The 18,318-nt window shown below is 63.6% G+C and carries 15 protein-coding genes; 7 read left to right on the top strand and 8 right to left on the bottom strand.

Annotated features, from left to right (window positions below; genetic code table 11):
- Positions 1 to 56: 56 nt before the first annotated feature.
- The 5 genes from ycaC to CIB54_RS25395 all read right to left on the bottom strand — a co-directional run bounded on the left by ycaC (position 57) and on the right by CIB54_RS25395 (position 5,302).
- Positions 57 to 674: an isochorismate family cysteine hydrolase YcaC gene (gene ycaC / locus CIB54_RS25375; RefSeq protein WP_065952819.1), complete on the bottom strand. Its 618-nt coding sequence runs from the start codon at positions 672 to 674 to the stop codon at positions 57 to 59.
- A 22-nt stretch (positions 675 to 696) separates the two neighbouring features.
- Positions 697 to 2,535 carry an amidohydrolase gene (locus tag CIB54_RS25380; RefSeq protein ID WP_101221307.1) on the bottom strand — a complete coding sequence of 613 codons (1,839 nt, stop codon included), beginning with the start codon at positions 2,533 to 2,535 and terminating at the stop codon, positions 697 to 699.
- Complete coding sequence (locus CIB54_RS25385) at positions 2,532 to 3,122, bottom strand: antibiotic biosynthesis monooxygenase (RefSeq protein ID WP_065952821.1); 591 nt, start codon at positions 3,120 to 3,122, stop codon at positions 2,532 to 2,534. The genes CIB54_RS25380 and CIB54_RS25385 overlap by 4 nt, the downstream gene beginning before the upstream one ends.
- Before the next feature lie 139 nt (positions 3,123 to 3,261).
- A complete protein-coding gene (locus CIB54_RS27775) occupies positions 3,262 to 4,245 on the bottom strand; it encodes a hypothetical protein (protein WP_232790610.1) in 984 nt (327 codons plus the stop codon).
- Positions 4,246 to 4,393: 148 nt separating this feature from the next.
- The gene (locus tag CIB54_RS25395) at positions 4,394 to 5,302 is read right to left on the bottom strand and encodes a LysR family transcriptional regulator (RefSeq protein WP_101221308.1); all 909 of its coding nucleotides are present in this window, start codon (positions 5,300 to 5,302) and stop codon (positions 4,394 to 4,396) included.
- Positions 5,303 to 5,506: 204 nt separating this feature from the next.
- On the opposite strand from CIB54_RS25395, the gene CIB54_RS25400 reads away from it, so the two are divergent.
- Both CIB54_RS25400 and CIB54_RS25405 read left to right on the top strand, forming a co-directional pair.
- Positions 5,507 to 5,905: a helix-turn-helix domain-containing protein gene (locus CIB54_RS25400; RefSeq protein WP_065952823.1), complete on the top strand. Its 399-nt coding sequence runs from the start codon at positions 5,507 to 5,509 to the stop codon at positions 5,903 to 5,905.
- Between the two features lie 58 nt (positions 5,906 to 5,963).
- Complete coding sequence (locus tag CIB54_RS25405) at positions 5,964 to 8,735, top strand: ATP-binding protein (RefSeq protein WP_101221309.1); 2,772 nt, start codon at positions 5,964 to 5,966, stop codon at positions 8,733 to 8,735.
- Here the strand turns inward: CIB54_RS25405 and CIB54_RS25410 are convergent.
- A complete protein-coding gene (locus tag CIB54_RS25410; RefSeq protein ID WP_101221310.1) occupies positions 8,682 to 10,133 on the bottom strand; it encodes an ATP-binding protein in 1,452 nt (483 codons plus the stop codon). The two genes, CIB54_RS25405 and CIB54_RS25410, sit on opposite strands and share 54 nt — an antisense overlap.
- A gap of 149 nt (positions 10,134 to 10,282) precedes the next feature.
- The gene (locus CIB54_RS25415) at positions 10,283 to 11,233 is read right to left on the bottom strand and encodes a GlxA family transcriptional regulator (RefSeq protein WP_101221311.1); all 951 of its coding nucleotides are present in this window, start codon (positions 11,231 to 11,233) and stop codon (positions 10,283 to 10,285) included.
- A gap of 181 nt (positions 11,234 to 11,414) precedes the next feature.
- On the opposite strand from CIB54_RS25415, the gene CIB54_RS25420 reads away from it, so the two are divergent.
- Together CIB54_RS25420 and CIB54_RS25425 are read left to right on the top strand one after the other, a co-directional pair.
- Positions 11,415 to 12,137: a pirin family protein gene (locus CIB54_RS25420; RefSeq protein ID WP_065952827.1), complete on the top strand. Its 723-nt coding sequence runs from the start codon at positions 11,415 to 11,417 to the stop codon at positions 12,135 to 12,137.
- A 144-nt stretch (positions 12,138 to 12,281) separates the two neighbouring features.
- Complete coding sequence (locus CIB54_RS25425) at positions 12,282 to 12,551, top strand: hypothetical protein (protein ID WP_101221312.1); 270 nt, start codon at positions 12,282 to 12,284, stop codon at positions 12,549 to 12,551.
- A gap of 140 nt (positions 12,552 to 12,691) precedes the next feature.
- Here the strand turns inward: CIB54_RS25425 and CIB54_RS25430 are convergent, their stop codons facing one another.
- Positions 12,692 to 14,320, bottom strand: a complete 1,629-nt coding sequence (locus CIB54_RS25430) for a pyoverdine maturation tyrosinase PvdP (protein ID WP_101221313.1) — start codon at positions 14,318 to 14,320, stop codon at positions 12,692 to 12,694.
- Positions 14,321 to 14,462: 142 nt separating this feature from the next.
- On the opposite strand from CIB54_RS25430, the gene pvdM reads away from it, so the two are divergent.
- Genes pvdM through CIB54_RS25445 form a run of 3 tightly spaced genes read left to right on the top strand, consistent with a single transcriptional unit; the run spans position 14,463 to position 17,990 of the window.
- Positions 14,463 to 15,824: a pyoverdine-tailoring dipeptidase-like protein PvdM gene (pvdM, locus tag CIB54_RS25435; protein WP_101221314.1), complete on the top strand. Its 1,362-nt coding sequence runs from the start codon at positions 14,463 to 14,465 to the stop codon at positions 15,822 to 15,824.
- Positions 15,821 to 17,089 (top strand): pyoverdine-tailoring periplasmic protein PvdN, encoded by a 1,269-nt coding sequence (locus CIB54_RS25440; RefSeq protein ID WP_065952830.1) that lies wholly within the window; start codon positions 15,821 to 15,823, stop codon positions 17,087 to 17,089. The genes pvdM and CIB54_RS25440 overlap by 4 nt, the downstream gene beginning before the upstream one ends.
- Before the next feature lie 28 nt (positions 17,090 to 17,117).
- Complete coding sequence (locus CIB54_RS25445) at positions 17,118 to 17,990, top strand: dihydropyoverdine dehydrogenase (RefSeq protein WP_065952831.1); 873 nt, start codon at positions 17,118 to 17,120, stop codon at positions 17,988 to 17,990.
- Positions 17,991 to 18,318 lie beyond the last annotated feature (328 nt).

Genomic DNA, 18,318 nt, shown 5'->3' on the forward strand with positions numbered 1-18,318 from the left:
ACTGTTGCACCGCTATCGGGGGCAAGCCCCCTCCCACAGGGAACGTTGAGACCGGTTTACTTGGCGGTGAACGCCGAGTAGCTGTTCATCAGGTTGCGGTAGTTGGGGATGCGCGGCGACAGCAGGTTGGCCAGGCCTTCCATGTCGTTGCGCCAGTCAACCTGCAGCTCGCAGGCCACGGCGAACCAGTTCACCAGTTGCGCACCGGCAGCGGTCATACGCGCCCAGGCCGCTTGTTGCACGGTTTCGTTGAAGGTACCGGAGGCGTCGGTGACCACGAACACCTCGAAGCCTTCATCGAGGGCACAGAGGGTCGGGAACGCGACGCACACATCGGTCACGACACCGGCAATGATGATCTGCTTGCGGCCGGTGGCCTTGACGGCCTTGACGAACTCTTCGTTGTCCCAGGCGTTGATCTGGCCAGGGCGAGCGATGTACGGCGCGTCCGGGAACAGCGCCTTGAGTTCCGGCACCAGTGGGCCGTTGGGGCCGCTTTCAAAGCTGGTGGTCAGGATGGTCGGCAGGTTGAAGAACTTCGCCACGTCGGCCAGGGCCAGCACGTTGTTCTTGAATTCGTTGGGGGAGAAATCCTGCACCAGCGAGATCAGACCGGTCTGGTGATCGACGAGCAGGACAACCGCGTCATCTTTGTTCAAGCGCTTGTAAGTCATGGGTTAACTCCTTGGGTTTTGATTAGAAGGCAAAGCACGAGCAGCCGAACGCACCCCAGAAGCCCTGGAAGTCGCTGACCGGCACGCTGGAAAGACGGGCCTTTTCATGGCTGTGGGCATGCACGCCGCAGGGGCCGCTGCACTGGTGCACCTGGGCCTGCAGTGGCGAGCTTGGGCGCCAGTGCCCCGGCACCTTGACCACCGGCGACCAGTCCGGCAGTACCGGAACGCGCGGCGGTGCGTAATCGTCGAAGTCGCCGGCGCCATACACCACCTTGCCGCCGACCACGGTCAGTACCGACTCGATCCACTTGATGGCTTCTTCGTCAACGCTGAAGAAATCCGCCGACAACGCCGCAACGTCTGCCAGTTGGCCGACCTTGATCTGGCCTTTCTTGCCCTGCTCGGACGAGAACCAGGCGCTGCCGTGGGTAAACAGCTCCAGCGCGGTGAGGCGCGGCAGGCCCTCGGCGTGCAGTTCCAGGCCACCGACGGTGCGGCCGCTGACCATCCAGTACAGCGACGTCCACGGGTTGTAGCTCGACACCCGCGTGGCATCGGTGCCCGCGCCTACCGGTACGCCTTCGGCGAGCATGCGCTTGATCGGCGGCGTCGCTTCGGCGGCCTTGGCACCGTAGCGCTCAACGAAGTATTCGCCCTGGAACGCCATGCGGTCCTGGATCGCAATACCGCCGCCGAGGGCACGCACGCGCTCGATGTTTTTCGGGGTGATGGTTTCGGCGTGATCGAAAAACCACGGCAGGCCATTGAACGGAATGTCGCAGTTGACCTTCTCGAATACGTCGAGCATGCGCGAGATGGATTCGTCGTAAGTGGCATGCAGGCGGAACGGCCAGCGCTGTTCCACCAAGTGGCGCACCACCGGTTCCAGCTCCTGCTCCATGGTCAGCGGCAGGTCCGGACGCGGTTCGAGGAAGTCTTCGAAGTCGGCGGCGGAAAACACCAGCATCTCGCCGGCACCGTTGTGGCGCAGGTAGTCATCGCCCTGATGCAGGGTGACGCTGCCAGTCCAGTTCTTGAAGTCGCTGAGCTCTTCCTTGGGCTTCTGGGTGAACAGGTTGTAGGCGATGCGCACCGTCAGCTGCTGGTCCCTGGCCAGTTGCTCGATCACCGCATAGTCGTCGGGATAGTTCTGGAAACCGCCGCCGGCGTCGATGGCGCTGGTCAGGCCGAGGCGATTGAGTTCACGCATGAACTGGCGGGTGGAGTTGACCTGGTACTCCAACGGCAGTTTCGGGCCTTTGGCCAGGGTCGAGTACAGAATCATCGCGTTGGGCCGCGCCACCAGCATGCCGGTGGGGTTACCGTTGCTGTCACGCACAATTTCGCCGCCCGGTGGGTTCGGCGTGTCCCTGGTGTAACCGGCCACGCGCAACGCCGCACGATTGAGCAAGGCGCGGTCGTACAGGTGCAGCACGAATACCGGGGTATCCGGCGCGGCCTGGTTGAGTTCTTCAAGCGTGGGCATGCGTTTTTCGGCGAACTGGAATTCGTTCCAGCCACCCACCACGCGTACCCATTGCGGCGTGGGGGTACGGTCGGCCTGGTCCTTGAGCATGCGCAGGGCATCGGCCAGGGACGGCACGCCTTCCCAGCGCAACTCGAGGTTGTAGTTCAATCCGCCGCGGATCAGGTGCAGGTGCGAGTCGTTGAGGCCGGGAATCACGGTACGGCCCTTGAGATCGATGACCTGGGTGGCGCTGCCGCGCAGGGCCATGGCTTCACCGTCAGTGCCCACTGCGACGAAGCGCCCGTCACGAATGGCGACGGCACTGGCGTGTGGGTTTTCCCGGTCCACGGTGTGGAACTGGCCATTGAACAGAATCAGATCGGCGTTCATAGGGTTTCCTTTACAGAGGCTTCAAGCCAGGGAGCGAACAGCCGGGTGGCCGCCGGCATCAGCAGGTAAACCACCAGCAGCACGATGGTCAGGGTGACCAGGAAGGTGGAGACCACGTAGTTGGACAGAAACGGATGCAACCGCAGGATCGGCCCCCAGATAAACGGCAGGAGCAGGGTTTGCGGCAGGATCACAAACAGGCTCACCACCGCCTGCTTCCAGCGCGGCGGCTTGGCGGCGCCGTCGGCCTGGGGGGCGAACCAGAATTCATTGGCGCCGCCGATTTCAGTCTGGTCGCCGTCAGCCAGCATCGGCGCGGCTTCGTCGATCAGGGCCTGGCGTTGCGGGGACTCGAGCCACAACTCCAGGGCGGCGGTGGAGCGATAGCGCAGTACGCAGGTAAACAGGGCCATGCCGCTCTGCTGGCTGCGCACGACGTCGACGCCAAGGTGGCCGGGGCGTTCACCGGCGATGCGCACGATGCGGCGCAGCCAGGCTTCGTACTCGGTTTCACGGCCGGGCTTGACCCGGTGCTTGACGACCAGCGTGACGACTTCGTCGGGGCTGGTGTTAGGTGTTGGGTCCATGATGGGTGTTTCCCCCCGGTGCATTGAGCGATGGGGGGAGTTTGCTGGGCAATGGCAGTGGAGAATTGAATGTATGTGCTGTTTGACCCAGCCATTCGAGGCGCGAGAGGACACCGTGAGGCCCCCTCCCCTGCGACGCTCAGCTTGGCTTTTGGTAGCCGACACCCTGGAATGAGAACTTGAGCTCCTTACTCTCGCCGTTCACTCGAGTCACTTCCAGATCGCCTGTGATCGAATTGCGGAACCGACCATACAAGCCTTCGTTCGTGACGGAGCCCACCGTGATAGTGCCTTTGTCATCCGTCGTAAAGGGCGCGGAAAAACTGCCTGCGGTCGGCGCAATCTGCGAACTGCGATCGATGTCCTTACCGTAGTGTTCAACGAACCCGCTATGCCGTGTGGCCAAGCTGACCTTGCTATCGACGTAAAGGTCTTTGACATGCTGCTTGGGCCCGACTTTATCGGGGTCGGTGACGTCCTGGATATACCCGCTCAGCCGCTGCAGATTCTTCGGGTCTTGCTCCACGGTGAGGTTGTATTTATGACCGAACTTGAAATCCACCGTTGTACTGTTGCTCGCCCCCGGGCCACCATCCGCGTCGGTACTGCCGTGTGGCGCAGTGAAGTGCGACCCGAACCCGGAAAACGGCACCTGCGCCTTGCCATCCGCCCCTGGTTGCAGCCCGATATACCCGTCGCCGAGGGACTTACCCTGTTCGTCATTGATGCCGAACTGCATCGCGTAATAAATCCCCGCAGACTCGCTACTGGTTCTTTGAGCGCCCGCGCCAATACTGATTGGAAAAGTAATGTTGCTCAGCCCCTGGCCTGATCCGGGAACCGAGTAATAAGCGAGGTACATTCCATCGGGCGCTGAAGCCTCCTTCTTAACCTCCAGGCGTGGATCGCTCACCCTGTCCAGCTTTGACGCCTCGACAGTCACCGGGATCGTTCCCTGCGTAGACACAACAGAGCGGGTTGAGCGCGCGAGGCTAGCGCCCGCGGCGGGATGATCATCGCTCGCGGGTAGTTGCACCGGCTGCCGCGCCGTCGATGCGGGCGCGTCATGACCCGGCGGCGGTGTAACCGGTGGAATAAACTGTGGCTTCTGAGAGATATACATAGTCGTGACCAGCCCCTGCTTGAAAGTTGACCCATGGTAGGCGGGCCAAACCCAGGCGGGCAGCCGGAAAAAGCGTGCGCACCGTTAGGACTTTGCTGTACATCAAGGCCGGCCAGGTCAAAACGCGTACGGCGCCAGGGCTGAACAGCTAGACCTCCCCGGCCATATGCTGCGCAATCTTTCCCCGCAACCAGCGCTCGGCCGGGTCATTGTCATGCACCCCGCTCCACACCATCGACAGCTCTGCCGCATCAATCGCGAACGGCGGGTCTTCGGCCCGCAGGCGGGTGCCCTCGGTCAATGCGCACGCCGCGTAGTCGGGTACGGTCGCGATGATCTGCGAACCCGCCAGTAAGGCGCGCAGCCCGCTGAACTGCGGCACCGCCAGCACCACCCGCCGCGACCGTCCGATGCGTGCCAGGTCCAGGTCGATATTGCCGCTCAGGTCGCCCGAGAACGAGACCATGGCATGGGGTCTGGCACAGTAATCGTCCAAGGTCAGTGGCGCCTCGCCATCATCCCCTCGCAGCACCTTGCAGGGAATATCGCGCAGCTTCTTGCGCTTGGCGTTGGCCGGCAGTTCGGTGGTGTAGCTCACGCCTACCGAGATTTCACCACTGGCCAGCAACGACGACATCAACAAGTAATTGGCCCGGCGCACCACCACGATGATGCCTGGCGCCTCTTCGCGCAGGCGACTGAGCAAGGGTGGAAACAGTCCGAACTCCGCGTCGTCGGACAGGCCGATGCGAAACACCGCGCAGCTGGTGGAGGGGTCGAAATCCTTGGCCCGGCTGACGGCGCCCGAAATGGTGTCCATGGCCGGTTGCAGTTCCTTGAGTATCGCCACCGCCCGTGGCGTGGGTTCCATGCCGCGACCGTTGCGCAGCAGCAATGGGTCGTCGAACAAGTCGCGCAGGCGGCCCAGTGCGGCACTCACCGCCGGCTGGCCCATAAAGAGTTTCTCGGCGACCCGGGTCAGGTTCTTCTCGAACATCAGGGCTTCGAAAATCACCAGCAGGTTCATGTCGACGCGGCGCAGGTCGTTGCGGTTCATGGCGGTATCCAGACGGTTTGCAGGGGGTCAGGGAAGCATGCCCGCAACGCTTTGGATTGCATGCCTGTGCTGTCTTTTCCACGCCGGCACCTGGCGAAATTAACAACGATTAACTCGTCAGCCAGGCGGTCCGGCAACAAGATGAACGGCGTCTACACTGCATCCATTCAACGGGAACGCTCCCATCGACTGCGGATATTTGTCATGGCCCGACTCGAGCAATATGCCCCTCGTTTATCCGCCACCGGAGGCCTGTGCCCCCGGCGCGAGCGGATCGCCAAGCAACTGATCCTCGCCAACCTCGGCGAAAGCCTGAGCATCGCCGAGCTGGCCCAGGCTTGCGCGTTGTCGCGCAGCCACTTTTCCCGCGCCTTCAAGTGTTCCACCGGGGTATCGCCCCAGGAGTGGATTCGCCACCAGCGCATCCTGCGCGCCAAGGAACTGATCACCGGCTCTTCCCTGAGCCTCACGCAAATCAGCCTGGAATGCGGCTTTTGCGACCAGGCGCACTTCTGTCATATGTTCACTCGCAGCGAGGGCGTGAACCCGATGACCTGGCGAAACCACCACTCGCGCTCCAAGCCGCAAGTGATCGCGGCCTAGTGGTCTTCAAGCGCCTGGAATATGCTTGCCCATCCGTTACTCTTGAACCTGGGCAGCCATGAATGATTTGAGCGACCAGGCCGTGCACTTCGGCCCCTACCGCATCCATCCGCGCGAGCGCCTGGTGCTGGAGGCCGGTCGCCCGCTGCGCCTGGGACGGCGGGCGGTGGACATTCTGCTGATCCTGCTGGAGCACGCCGGCAATGTGGTGAGCAAGCAGGAACTGATCGCGCGGGTCTGGCCCAAAAGCGTGGTGGAAGACGGCAACCTGCGGGTGCACATGGCCGCGTTGCGCAAGGCCCTGGGCGATGGCCAGGCGGGGCAGCGCTATATCGTCACGGTCGCCCAGCGCGGCTACAGTTTTGTCGCGCCACTGAGCATCGAACCGATGACGCTACCCACCGACGGCGCGCCCCAACGCCCTGGCCACAACCTGCCGCTGCGGCGCACGCGAATGATCGGCCGCCAGGCCCTGATCGATGCGCTGGTGCAGCAACTGCCGCAGCAACGTTTCATCACCCTGACCGGAGCCGGTGGCATCGGCAAGACCACCGTTGCCCTGCGCGTCGCGGAATTGCTGATCGGGCATTACCGCGACGGTATTCACCTGCTCGACCTGGCACCGCTCAGCGCCGCATCGATGATCCTGCCCAACCTCGCCGCCCTGCTGGGCGCCACACCTGGGGAGAATGCGCCGCTGGTCAGCTTCGCCCGCAGCCTGCAGGCACGCCAGCTGCTGCTGGTGATCGACAACTGCGAGCACCTGCTCGACGACATCGCCCTGATCAGCGAAACCCTGTTGCGCCATGCGCCGCACCTGCACATCCTCACCACCAGCCGCGAAGCCCTGCGCGCCGAAGGTGAGTCGGTGCAACGCCTGGAGCCGCTGAGCTGCCCGCCCGCCACCGGCAACCGCGCCCAGGCCCTGGGTTACCCGGCCATGCAATTGCTGATCGAGCGGGCCATGGCCCATCAGGACAGCTTTGCCCTGAGCGATGCTCAATTGCCGCTGGCCATCGATATCTGCCAGCGCCTGGACGGCATTCCCCTGGCGATCGAGCTGGTGGCCGCGCAGATCGAGCGTTTTGGCTTGCCGGGACTGCTGGTGCAGATGGAAGACAACTTCCGCCTGCTGACCCGCGGACGGCGCAACGCCCTGCCCCGCCAGCAAACCCTGCGGGCCACGCTTGACTGGAGCTTCGAGCTGCTCACCGAAGGCGAAAAAATCTGCCTGCGCAGGCTTGCGGTCTTTCGCCGGGGCTTCAGCCTGGTCAGTGCAGCGGCGGTGATCGCCGGGGAACACATCGCCCCGACCGAAGTGCTGGGTTCGATCACGCAACTGGTGGCCAAGTCGCTGCTGAACGTGGACGCCAGCGAGGACGAGATGGTCTATCGCCTGCTGGATATCACCCGCACTTACGCCTTGGAAAAGCTCAGCCTGGCGGGCGAGTTGCAGGCCACGCGCGAGCGCCACGCGGCACGCTGCCTGGCGTTGATGGAACAGGCCCGCGGCGAGTGGGAACTGATCGCCACCCAGCCCTGGATCGAGCGCTACGCACCGCTGCGCGAAGACGTGCGCGCCGCCCTCGACTGGGGGTTTTCCGACCACGCGGGGCATTTGCTGGCGATCCGCCTGACGGTCAGTGCGATGCCGCTGTGGCAAGAACTGTCGTTGCTGCGCGAACATGCCGGTTATGTGGACAAGGCGCTGGCGTTGATCGATCAGGTCGAAGCGCCCTGCACGCAATTGACCCTGCAACTGCAATTGGCCCTGGGCAGCCTCTCCTACCACGCCCTGGGCGCCGCGCCGCAGACCATTGCGGCGTTTGTCGGTGCCGCGCGCCTGGCCGAGGAACGCCAGGACCTGGCCGGCCAGTTGCGTGCGGTCTCCGGGCATATGGCGGTGAACCTGTGTGCCGGGCGCTATGGCCAGGCGCTGCAACAGAGCCTGCAATTCGATCGCCTCGACCCGCGCACCGAGCCACTGCTGGACCTGAGCACCCAGCGCCTGCGCGCCCTGGCCCAGCATTACACCGGCAATCAGGCACTGGCCCGGCACCATGCCGAGCAGGTGCTGCAGCGCATGAGCCACAGCAGCCACGTGAACCGCTTTGCCCAGGGCGTCGGCGTGCAGTACGACCAGAGCGTCGCGTCCCTGACCGTACTGGCACGCATCCTGTGGCTACAGGGCTTCCCCGAGCGTGCCTGGCGCACCGCGAGCCAGGCATTGGACCTGGCGCTGCAGATCAACCACGGCACCTCGATCTGCTACACCCTGGCCCTGGCCGGTGTGGTGATCGCCCGCTACAACGGTGCCGACGACGAGGCACAGGCCATGCAACGCCTGCTGCTTGAGCAGTCGCACAAGCATTCGGTGCAACTGTTCCAGACTTGGGCCGGACACTACGCCGGTATCCTGGGCGACCAGGATCTACAGGGCCTGGGACTGATCGAGGACACCCTGGTCACTTTCGGCATGAGTCAAGTCGATGAGCCGGGTATGCAACGCGCGCGCAGTGGCGCGGCGGGCTGGTGCGCCGCGGAAATCCTGCGGGTGTACGCCGGCCAGGCGGCGCTCCAGGGCGATACCCCCGGCGCTGAAACGCTGCTGCTCGAAGCCCTTGGCCTGGCACGCCAGCAAGGTGCCCTGGCCTGGGAGCTGCGGTGTGCGGGCTGCCTGGCGCAACGGTGGCAGCAACAAGGGCGCAGGCAGGCCGCCAAGGCGTTGCTGGAGCCCATCTACGCTCGATTTACCGAAGGCTTCGCCACCCGCGATCTACTGCGCGTGCGCCGCCTGCTCGACGAGTTGCAGGACAAACGGCCGGCCTGAAAAAGCCCCCAGACACTGCCCGTAGCCGTGCTGCAAACGCTCTACCTGACGCGGATCGCGCAGTTGCGCCAGGGCGTAGCTGCGCACGCAATTGAGCAGGCGATAGCGCGTCGGGCCCAGGCCAGGCTCGGCGGTCAGCAGCGACAGATTGACCAGACGCGCCAGCAGGTAAGACAAATCAGCGTGTTCAAGCTCGGTTCCGGTGACCATTTCACTCAAGGTGGGCAGGGTTACCGCCATCTTGAACAGGCCCAATTGCAGGAACAGCCAGCACTCCGGCAGGCTCAGCCGCTGGTAGCTCCAGTCCAGCGCGGCAGCCAGTGAGTGATGGCGCTCCACCGCCGTGCGACGACCGCGGCTCAGCCCGTGCAGGCCGGCGCGCAATTGCCGCTGCACACCGCCGATACCCAGTGCGTCAACCTGGGCGGCCGCCAGTTCGAGGGCCAACGGGATACCGTCCAGGCGCCGACAAATATCGTGCAGCGGCATCAACTCCTGGGGCCGTAACATAAAACCCTGCTGACTGGCGCGTGCCCGTGTGACGAACAACTGCACCGCGGGACAGGCCATGGCCTGCTCGACACTGCCCAGCGCCGACGGTGACGGCACGCCCAACTGCGGTACGCGCACCAGCCATTCGTCCGGCGCCAGCAAGGCCTCGCGGCTGCTGACCAGCACGCTGACTTCGGGCGCCCTCTGCTGCAGCGCGCGCAGCAGCTTGCGACAGGCACCGAGCAGCAGGTCGGCCCCATCGAGTACCAGCAACAAGCGGCGCGCGGCCAAGCGCCGGCACAGCTCATCGAGGCTGTCGCAGCGGTCCAACTGGAATAGCGTGGCCAGATGCCCGAGCAGTTCGCCCAACGTACGCAGGTTGCCCAGGTCTACCCACCACACCCCGTCGCGATAGCGGGGCAACACACGCTCGGCCAGGGCCAGGGCCAGGGTACTTTTGCCGATACCGGCCACACCGGTCAGGGTCAACAGCCGTTGCCCGGCCATGCGCCGCACCAGCACGCCCACCAGCTCATCGCGACCGACCACCGGGCTGAGCCGCGCCGCCAGGTTGTGCGGTGCCGGCAACGTCGCCAGCGCGCCTTGTACCGGCGCAGCGAAGCAGTAGCCGCGCTGCGGGTGATTGAGGATCAAAGGCTGCACATCAAGGGCGCGACGCAACGCGGCAATGTGCACGCGCAGGTTATTGTCTTCAACGACGCTGTTGGGCCAGACCCGTTCGATCAAGGTCGCCTTGCTGATGAAGTGCCCCGGCGCTTCCAGCAGCACGGCGAGGATATCCAGGGCGCGCCCGCCCAGCGGCACCGGCCAGCCCGCCTTGCTGACCAGACGCTGGTGTCGATGAAATGTGTAGGGGCCGAAGCTCACCGCCGCAGAATGATTCATGTCCGTAACAGCGCTGAAACACCCGTGCTTGAGTGCCTGCGCATCCTTTTTCGTGGGCTCGCCGTTATCTTGCCAGCTAGCGGTGACAGGACAATGCTGGCACGGGGAGCGATACGGACAATCGGGTGCCTCAGACGGACATTGGGTCGTTAACTGAACTGTTGTCGGTATTGGGTAGGGTTCAAGCCGAGCTTTTCACTGAACAGAAAGCGCATATGCCGCACGCTGCCGAAGCCTGAGTGGAACGCCACGGTCTTGAGCGGCAGGTCGGTGGTTTCCAGCAACTGGCGGGCACGGTCGATGCGTGCGCCTTGCAGGAACGCCATGGGCGTCATCTGCACCTCCTTGGCGAACAGTCGCGCAAAGTGTCGCGCACTCATGCCGGCCAGTTCGGCCATCGACTCGATCGTAAAGGGTTGGTCGAGATGGGCCAGCACATGGTGCTGCACCCGAGTGACCGCGGTTTCCTGAGGCGCCACGGCGGCGGTCATCGGGCTGAACTGGGCCTGGCCACCCTGGCGTTTCATCACCACCAGCAACACCTTGGCCACGTCCACCGCCACCTGCTTGCCATGGTCCTGGGCTACAATCGAGAGGGCTAGGTCGATACCGGCCGTGACGCCACCCGAGGTGATCAACCGTCGGTCCTGCAGGTAGATGCGATCGGTCTCGACGATGGCGTTTGGGAATGCCTTGATCAAGCGTTCGGTGTAATGCCAGTGGGTGGTCACGCGGTGCCCGTCGAGCAAGCCGGCGTGCCCGAGCACAAAGGCGCCGGTGCAGATCGAACCGAAACGCCGCGCCCGTGGCGCCATCGCCTTCAACCAGGGCAGCAGCGCAGGATGACATTCGTTATAGGCACCCGGACCGCCAGGCACCAGCAGCACATCATAGGCCGCCTGGGCCTGCTCCAGTAGCAGGTCGGTCTGCACCGTGACGCCATTGGACGCGCGCAACGGCCCGGACTCGGTGCCGACAGTCAGGATCCGGTAGTGGTCGGCCACCGGCAGGTAGCGGTTGGCAATCGAAAACACTTCAAGCGGCCCGGCCATGTCGAGCAGCAGGAAGTCCGGGAACAGCGCCATGGCCACGGTTTTCATAAGCGGGAAACGTCCATCGAGAAGGAATGCGACGGGCATTATGGCATGCCTTTTACTGTCAACTCAGAAGAGACAGTTATTCAAATTTTATCTTCTTAATGAATTTACCGCTAACCATTAATCTTCTTCTCAACGCAAGCGCCCTGCCTCTCGCAGCCTGCGCTCACTTGAGGACTGGACCATGCTGACCCTTCGCAAAGCTTCCGAACGCGGCGCCGCCAATCACGGTTGGTTGAAGTCGTTCCACACCTTCTCCTTCGCCAACTACTGGAACCCCAAGGAACAGGGTTTTTCCGACCTGCTGGTGATCAACGATGATCGCGTCGCCGCCGGCAAAGGCTTCGGCCAGCACCCGCACCGCGACATGGAGATTTTCTCCTATGTGCTCGAAGGCGCCCTGGAACACAAGGACACCCTGGGCACCGGCTCGGTGATCCGCCCTGGCGATGTGCAATTGATGAGCGCCGGCAGCGGCGTGGCCCACAGCGAGTTCAACCACAGTCAAAGCCGTGGCGTGCACTTCCTGCAAATCTGGATAGTGCCCAACGAGGCCGGGGCCAAGCCGCGCTATCAGCAGGAGCACTTCAGCGCAGCGCAAAAACGTGGGCGCCTGCAGTTGATCATCTCGCCGGACGGCGCCGACGGTTCGTTGAATGTTCGCCAGGATGCGCGGGTGTATGCCGGGCTGTTCGATGGCGATGAAAGCGCGCAACTGGACTTGCCGCCGGATCGCTACGCCTACATCCATGTGGCGCGCGGCAGCGTCGAGCTCAATGGCCAACGCTTGCAGGAAGGCGACGGCGTGCGCGTACGGGACGAGCGCCAGATTCGCCTGAGCCAGGGCACTGACGCCGAGGTGCTGGTGTTTGACCTGCGCCCCAATGAAGTGCCGCAGATGCCATGACGGTCGCAGTGATGGCCCGTGAGCGGGTCCATCGCTGGCGTCGATAGTCACCATCAGCGCAATGAAGTTCTCTTAAAAACTGCGACGCGTAACATCAAACCCATGCCAAACGGCACCCCACTAAAACACTTGGAGCACACCACCATGAAACGCCAACTCTTGCTTAGCCTCGCTTTTTCGGTACTGGCTGCAAACGCTTTCGCCCACCCGGTAGTCGCTGAAGGCGGCGCCGATCGCATGATTGAAACACGCATTGCCGAAGGCGGTGCAGATCGCCTGCAGGAACGTGGCCTGGCTGAAGGCGGTGCGGATCGCCTGCAGGAACGTGGCCTGGCCGAAGGCGGTGCAGATCGCTTGCAGGAACGTGGCCTCGCCGAAGGCGGTGCTGAACGCCTGCTGAGCAACCACGTATAACCCCTGCTGTTGAAGGGAACCCCAAACCGGCCTGATCAGCCGGTTTTTTTTCGTCTTCGATTCAGGCTCTTCAAGCAGGTTTGAAAGGCTGAACGTGCGGGTGTCAGGCACCTCCCTCGCCACAGGCATTCGGGTTGCCCTTACCCTTCGCGCTTGACCTTCAAGTGCCGCGCATACCAGGGTCGTTGCGGCACGCGCTTGAACAGGCCCTTGAGCAGTTCCTCATCGGCGCCAAAGGTGATGCGCAGGGCGAGTTTCATGATTTCCGGGTCCATTTCCATCGAGCGCCCCTGCTGCAACCCCGGCGTGGTGCTGCACCCGTGGGTGTCCGGGCCGAGCCAGGGGTCGCCGACTTCAACCCAGCGTCCCGCTGCAAACCAGGCTACGCCGTTGACCTCAAGCCGGGTGACCTCGCCCGGATGGAACCGCTCGTGGGCGCGAAACCAGTCCTCGATGCGGTCGTCGATCCAGCCGTGGAAGTGCCAGAACACCGGGTTCACGTGGGATGAAAACGGGTCGCCGAGGAAGTCGTTCTCCGGGGCGTACCAGCGCGGCGCAAAATCCGCCGGGTCGCGGGCAAACGGCACCGGGGCGCCATTGGACGGGTCGCGCGGCACCGAGGCCCAACGCATGTGCAGCCAGTCGTGCAGGCCCAGCTCCATCTCCGAACCCAATTGGCCCAGGGTCAGCCTGGCCAGGTAGCGTGGGTCGCGGTATTGGGATTCCCACACCTGGAAATTACTGTGGTAGGTCTCGGCCGCCTTGATGTCGCTGACCCACTGGGTGTAATCGGCGTCATCCGGCGCCGACCAGCAGGGCGGCAGCGCAAAGCCGTCGTGGTTATCGAAGTAACGCACGAAGCCCGGGCGATCGCGCTCCAGCGCCGGCTGGGGCTCGGGGAAATGCGGCCATGACGGCAGGTCCTGCATGGCGCGGGCAGTGCCGAGCATATGCCGGTGCATGAAGAAAAAGTCGATGCCCGAGCCGTTACGGTCCTTGAGCTTGCCCCGCGCATCGCGCTCCCGACCACGCGGCCCGGGTTGCCAGCCGAGGCCGCGCAGGGCCTCGCGTTTTTCTTCGGACAGCTTGTGCCATTGGTCACGGGTGGCGTGCCAGAGCTGATGAAACAGGCGATGTTCGGGGGCAATCAGCCAGGCCAGCAGGGTCGGGTTGAGGCCGATACGCTGGCGGGCTTCGGGGAACAGCTGTTTGTGGGCGATAAATCGATTGTCGCGCTCGGTCAATGCCAAGGGCCGCTCGAGGTCGAGGACCTGCCCACTGAGGGTGCCGCTGCCGGCATTGCCGAAGTCGGCCCAGACTTCATCGAGGGTCATCTTGAATTCGTAGGCCGGAATGCCCGCCGCCGAATCGCGGTCGATCAGCCGCCAATAGAGCACGGCGCCCTCGCCCGTCACCAGATCGCCCAATACGCGGTAGCGCGGCTCGCCGTCGGCCCGCAGGTTCTCGGCGGTGTCCAGGTAACCGCGCAAGCCGCGGCCACGGGGAGCGATATCCAGCAGCAGCGCCAGGCCCTGCGACGGCAAGCCCCTGAGGCCGGCATCGCGGCCTTCCAGGCGCAGGCTCCAGACGCCGCGCAAGGTGTTCGCCAGGTGCTGGCCCTGGGTGTCGGCCAGGTCGACCGTGGCTTCGCCGGGGGTGACCGGGAATTCTTCTTCCCGCGTCAACTCGCGATGGGCATAAAAGGCCGCGGGCACCGCCGCGCCGGTCAGCGCCAGGCCTGCGATGAACCCACGTCGAGAGATCGTCATTGTCTACCTTAGGAAACGGCTTAATCAGAGCTAGAACGTTTGCAGCCTGGGGAAATTTACCGCCAGGGCAGCGCCCGCTAAATTTCCCCCGTCATCGCTCGTTCTTCCCTGATAGCAAAGGCCTCAACTGACTGAGATGGCAATGACAAAACCACGTTCGAAAAAGGCGCTGTATATCGGCCTGCCGCTGGCACTGGCGGTCGCTGCCGGGGCCGGCTTTCTGGTCTGGGATCATTGGTTCAAGGGCAACGCCGGCTACCCGCTGGAGGTGATCAAGCAAGCCAATGAAATGCAGGATCGCCTGTTGTCGTTCGACAGCCATATCACCGTGCCCATGGATTTCGGCACCGCCGGCAATGAAGCCGACAAGGATGGCAGCGGCCAGTTCGACCTGGCCAAAGCGGCGCGCGGACGATTATCCGGCGCGGCCCTGACCATTTTCGGCTGGCCGGAAATCTGGAACGGCCCCAACGCCCCGCACAAACCCACCGACGGCTTTGTCGAGGAAGCCCGCCATGAGCAGGAGGTACGCTACAAAATCATCTCCGGCATGGTCCGCGACTTCCCCAACCAGGTGGGCATCGCCTACACCCCGGACGACATGCGCCGTCTGCACGGCGAAGGCAAGTTCGCGATCTTTATCAGCATGCTCAACGCCTACCCGCTGGGTAACGACCTGAACCAGCTGGACCTGTGGGCGGCGCGCGGCATGCGCATGTTCGGCTTCAGCTACATCGGCAATAACGCGTGGTCGGACTCGTCGCGCCCGTTGCCGTTTTTCAATGACACCACCGACGCCCTCGAGGGCCTGTCGCCCATCGGCCAGCAAGCGGTGCAGCGCCTCAATGACCTGGGCGTGATCATCGACGTGTCGCAGATGTCGACCAAGGCCCTGGAACAGGTTGCGCAGTTGAGCCGTACGCCGATGGTAGCGTCCCACTCGGCGCCCCGGGCGTCGGTGGACATCCCGCGCAACCTCAGCGACAAGGAACTGCAACTGATCAAGCACAGCGGCGGCGTGGTGCAGGTGGTGGGCTTTGCTGCCTACCTGCGACCCCTGAGCCAGCCGACCCAGGACAAGCTCAACGCGCTGCGCGCCCGCTTCGATCTGCCGCCGCTGCCCAACCTGGCGATGGCCTTGATGCCGGGCGATGCGATTATCGCCGCGTGGCCCGAACAGCGCTTCGGCCAGTACGCCAGCGAGCTGTACGCGATTCTCGAGGAAGAACCCAAGGCGACCCTCAAGGACTGGGGCGATGCCATCGACTATACCGTGCGCAAGATCGGCATCGATCACGTCGGCATCGCTTCGGACTTCAACGACGGCGGCGGCCTGCAGGGCTGGGAGAACGTTGGTGAAGCGCGCAACGTCACCGCCGAACTGATCCAGCGCGGTTACTCCGAAGCCGATATCGCCAAGCTGTGGGGAGGCAACTTCCTGCGGGTGTGGGAGCAGGTACAGAAAGCCGCCAAACCCTCGGCGCATCAAGAAGTCAGTCCATGACCGACCGTCGTACATTCCTCAAGCAGGCCGGCGTATTGGCCGCCAGCCTGCCGCTGGGCAACACGCTGATTCCCCAGGCGCTGGCCGCCGCCACGAACGATCCATGGGCGGGATTGAAACAGCTGTTCAACCAGGACCCGGATTACCTGCACTTTTCCAACTTCCTGGTGACGTCGCACCCCAGGCCGGTGCGCGAGGCCATCGAACGCTACCGCGCGCAGATCGACCGCAACCCCGGCCTGGCGATGGACTGGGACCTGCAGGAAACCTGGAAGCGCGAAGGCCAGGTGCGTGAGTGGGCGGGCCGCTACCTGAACGCCACACCGGCGCAGATCGCCCTGACCGGCAGCACCTCCGAAGGGCTGGCGATGATTTATGGCGGGATCAAGGTGCGCGCCGACCAGGAAATCCTCACCACCGAGCATGAGCATTACGCGACGCAGAACGTCCTGGATTTTCGCGTGCGCAGGGAAGGCACCCAGGTACGCCGCATCCGGCTGTTCGACAGCGCCAGCCGCGTGTCCGCCGATGAAGTGCTGGGCAATATCCAGCGCAATATCCGCCCCAACACCCGCGTGCTGGGCATGACCTGGGTACAGTCGGGCAGCGGTGTCAAATTGCCCATTGGCGAAATCGGCCAACTGGTCGATGAATACAACCGCAACCGTGACGACAACGACCGTCTCCTCTACGTGGTCGACGGCGTGCACGGCTTCGGTGTGGAAAATCTCGACTTCCCCGCCATGCACTGCGACTTCTTCATCGCCGGCACCCACAAGTGGATGTTCGGCCCGCGCGGCACCGGCCTGGTATGCGCTCGCAGCCCCGAAAACACCTACGTCACGCCGATGGTGCCGACATTCTCCGAAGATACGGATTTCGCCACCACCATGACGCCCGGCGGCTACCACGCGTTCGAGCATCGCTGGGCCGCCGACGAAGCCTTCAAGCTGCACCTGCAGCTGGGCAAGGCGCCAGTGCAAGCGCGTATCCACGCCCTCAACACCGAGCTTAAAGAGCAACTGCTGGCGAATCCGCGGATAGAACTGGTCACGCCGCGCAGTCCAGCACTATCGGCAGGTTTTACCTTCTTTCGGGTCAACGGCCAGAACAGCGATGCCATAGCTGCCTACATGCAGCAAAACCGCGTAGTGATCGACGCGGTGGACCGCGACGTAGGCCCCGTGATCCGCACCTCCCCCGGCCTGCTCAACAGCTCGGATGACATCCAGCGCTTCATGGCGTTGCTGAGCCAGCGGTCGTGACCTTTTTTTCTTTGAACGAGACGCTCACATGACGCCATTTCGACTCAAACCCCTGACAGCCCTGGCGCTGACCGCACTGTGTGGCGCCCTGCTCCCGGGCTTGGCCCAGGCGGCGGCACCACAACCGGGCAAAGTCTTCAAGGACTGCAAGGACTGCCCGGAAATGGTGGTATTGCCTGCCGGCACCTTCACCATGGGCACCCCGGAAGACGAAGTCGGCCGCGAGCCGGACGAAGGCCCGATGCATGAAGTGACCTTCGCCAAACCCTTCGCCATGAGCCGCTTCCACATTACCGCCGGTGAATGGGACAGCTACGTACGCCAGACCGGGGTGAAGATCGCCAATGGCGATGATCGTCCCGGCCGCGAATGCATCGCCAGCAAGCCGCGCTACCCCCAGGGGCCACGCCAGCCAGCGGTGTGCATGGACATGGACGACATCAAAAATTACGTGGCCTGGCTGTCGAAAAAGACCGGCCAGCAGTACCACATGGTCAGTGAAGCCCAACGCGAATACGCGGCCCGCGCCGGCACCCGCGGGCCGTTCCCCTTCCCGTTCGACGACGGCAAGGGCTACAGCATTGCCAAACACGCCAACACCTACGGCCCGGCGGACGGCTACAGCTATTCGTCACCGGTGGGCAGCTACCCGCCGAACGCGTTTGGCATGTACGACATGCATGGCAATGTGTATGAACGGGTTGCCGATTGTGAACACCCGAACTACATCGGTGCACCTACCGACGGCAGTGCCTGGATGGAACCGAACTGCGAGTCGTACCAGATTCGCGGCAATGACTGGGGCGAGGCGCCAGTGTTTTCCCGTTCCGGCAACCGCAACAACATCTACCCGCAGACCCGCGGTGACTGGATTGGCTTGCGTGTAGTGCGCGACCTCTAAGCCATACACCAACCCAATGTGGGAGGGGGCTTGCCCCCGATGAGGCACTGTCAGTGCATGCATCTGCGCCTGACACACCGCCATCGGGGGCAAGCCCCCTCCCACATTTGAACGCCACGCGTCAGGAGGAATGTATTTACCCGCAGACGCGGCGTGACTGGATTGGTTTCCGGGCAGTGCGCGAGCACCAAGCCATACACCAACCCAAAGTGGGAGGGGGCTTGCCCCCGATGAGGCACTGTCAGTGCATGCATCTGCGCCTGACACACCGCCATCGGGGGCAAGCTGAACTGGTCAAGTAATCTTGGACACTGATTAAGGTTCACGC

The sequence above is a fragment of the Pseudomonas fluorescens genome (genome assembly GCF_002837185.1).
Taxonomy (GTDB): domain Bacteria; phylum Pseudomonadota; class Gammaproteobacteria; order Pseudomonadales; family Pseudomonadaceae; genus Aquipseudomonas; species Aquipseudomonas fluorescens_AM.

Coding starts and splice junctions, on each gene's coding strand:
- ycaC (WP_065952819.1), bottom strand. CDS start 674: ATGACTTACAAGCGCTTGAACAAAGATGACGCGGTTGTCCTGCTCGTC.
- CIB54_RS25380 (WP_101221307.1), bottom strand. CDS start 2,535: ATGAACGCCGATCTGATTCTGTTCAATGGCCAGTTCCACACCGTGGAC.
- CIB54_RS25385 (WP_065952821.1), bottom strand. CDS start 3,122: ATGGACCCAACACCTAACACCAGCCCCGACGAAGTCGTCACGCTGGTC.
- CIB54_RS27775 (WP_232790610.1), bottom strand. CDS start 4,245: ATGTATATCTCTCAGAAGCCACAGTTTATTCCACCGGTTACACCGCCG.
- CIB54_RS25395 (WP_101221308.1), bottom strand. CDS start 5,302: ATGAACCGCAACGACCTGCGCCGCGTCGACATGAACCTGCTGGTGATT.
- CIB54_RS25400 (WP_065952823.1), top strand. CDS start 5,507: ATGGCCCGACTCGAGCAATATGCCCCTCGTTTATCCGCCACCGGAGGC.
- CIB54_RS25405 (WP_101221309.1), top strand. CDS start 5,964: ATGAATGATTTGAGCGACCAGGCCGTGCACTTCGGCCCCTACCGCATC.
- CIB54_RS25410 (WP_101221310.1), bottom strand. CDS start 10,133: ATGAATCATTCTGCGGCGGTGAGCTTCGGCCCCTACACATTTCATCGA.
- CIB54_RS25415 (WP_101221311.1), bottom strand. CDS start 11,233: ATGAAAACCGTGGCCATGGCGCTGTTCCCGGACTTCCTGCTGCTCGAC.
- CIB54_RS25420 (WP_065952827.1), top strand. CDS start 11,415: ATGCTGACCCTTCGCAAAGCTTCCGAACGCGGCGCCGCCAATCACGGT.
- CIB54_RS25425 (WP_101221312.1), top strand. CDS start 12,282: ATGAAACGCCAACTCTTGCTTAGCCTCGCTTTTTCGGTACTGGCTGCA.
- CIB54_RS25430 (WP_101221313.1), bottom strand. CDS start 14,320: ATGACGATCTCTCGACGTGGGTTCATCGCAGGCCTGGCGCTGACCGGC.
- pvdM (WP_101221314.1), top strand. CDS start 14,463: ATGACAAAACCACGTTCGAAAAAGGCGCTGTATATCGGCCTGCCGCTG.
- CIB54_RS25440 (WP_065952830.1), top strand. CDS start 15,821: ATGACCGACCGTCGTACATTCCTCAAGCAGGCCGGCGTATTGGCCGCC.
- CIB54_RS25445 (WP_065952831.1), top strand. CDS start 17,118: ATGACGCCATTTCGACTCAAACCCCTGACAGCCCTGGCGCTGACCGCA.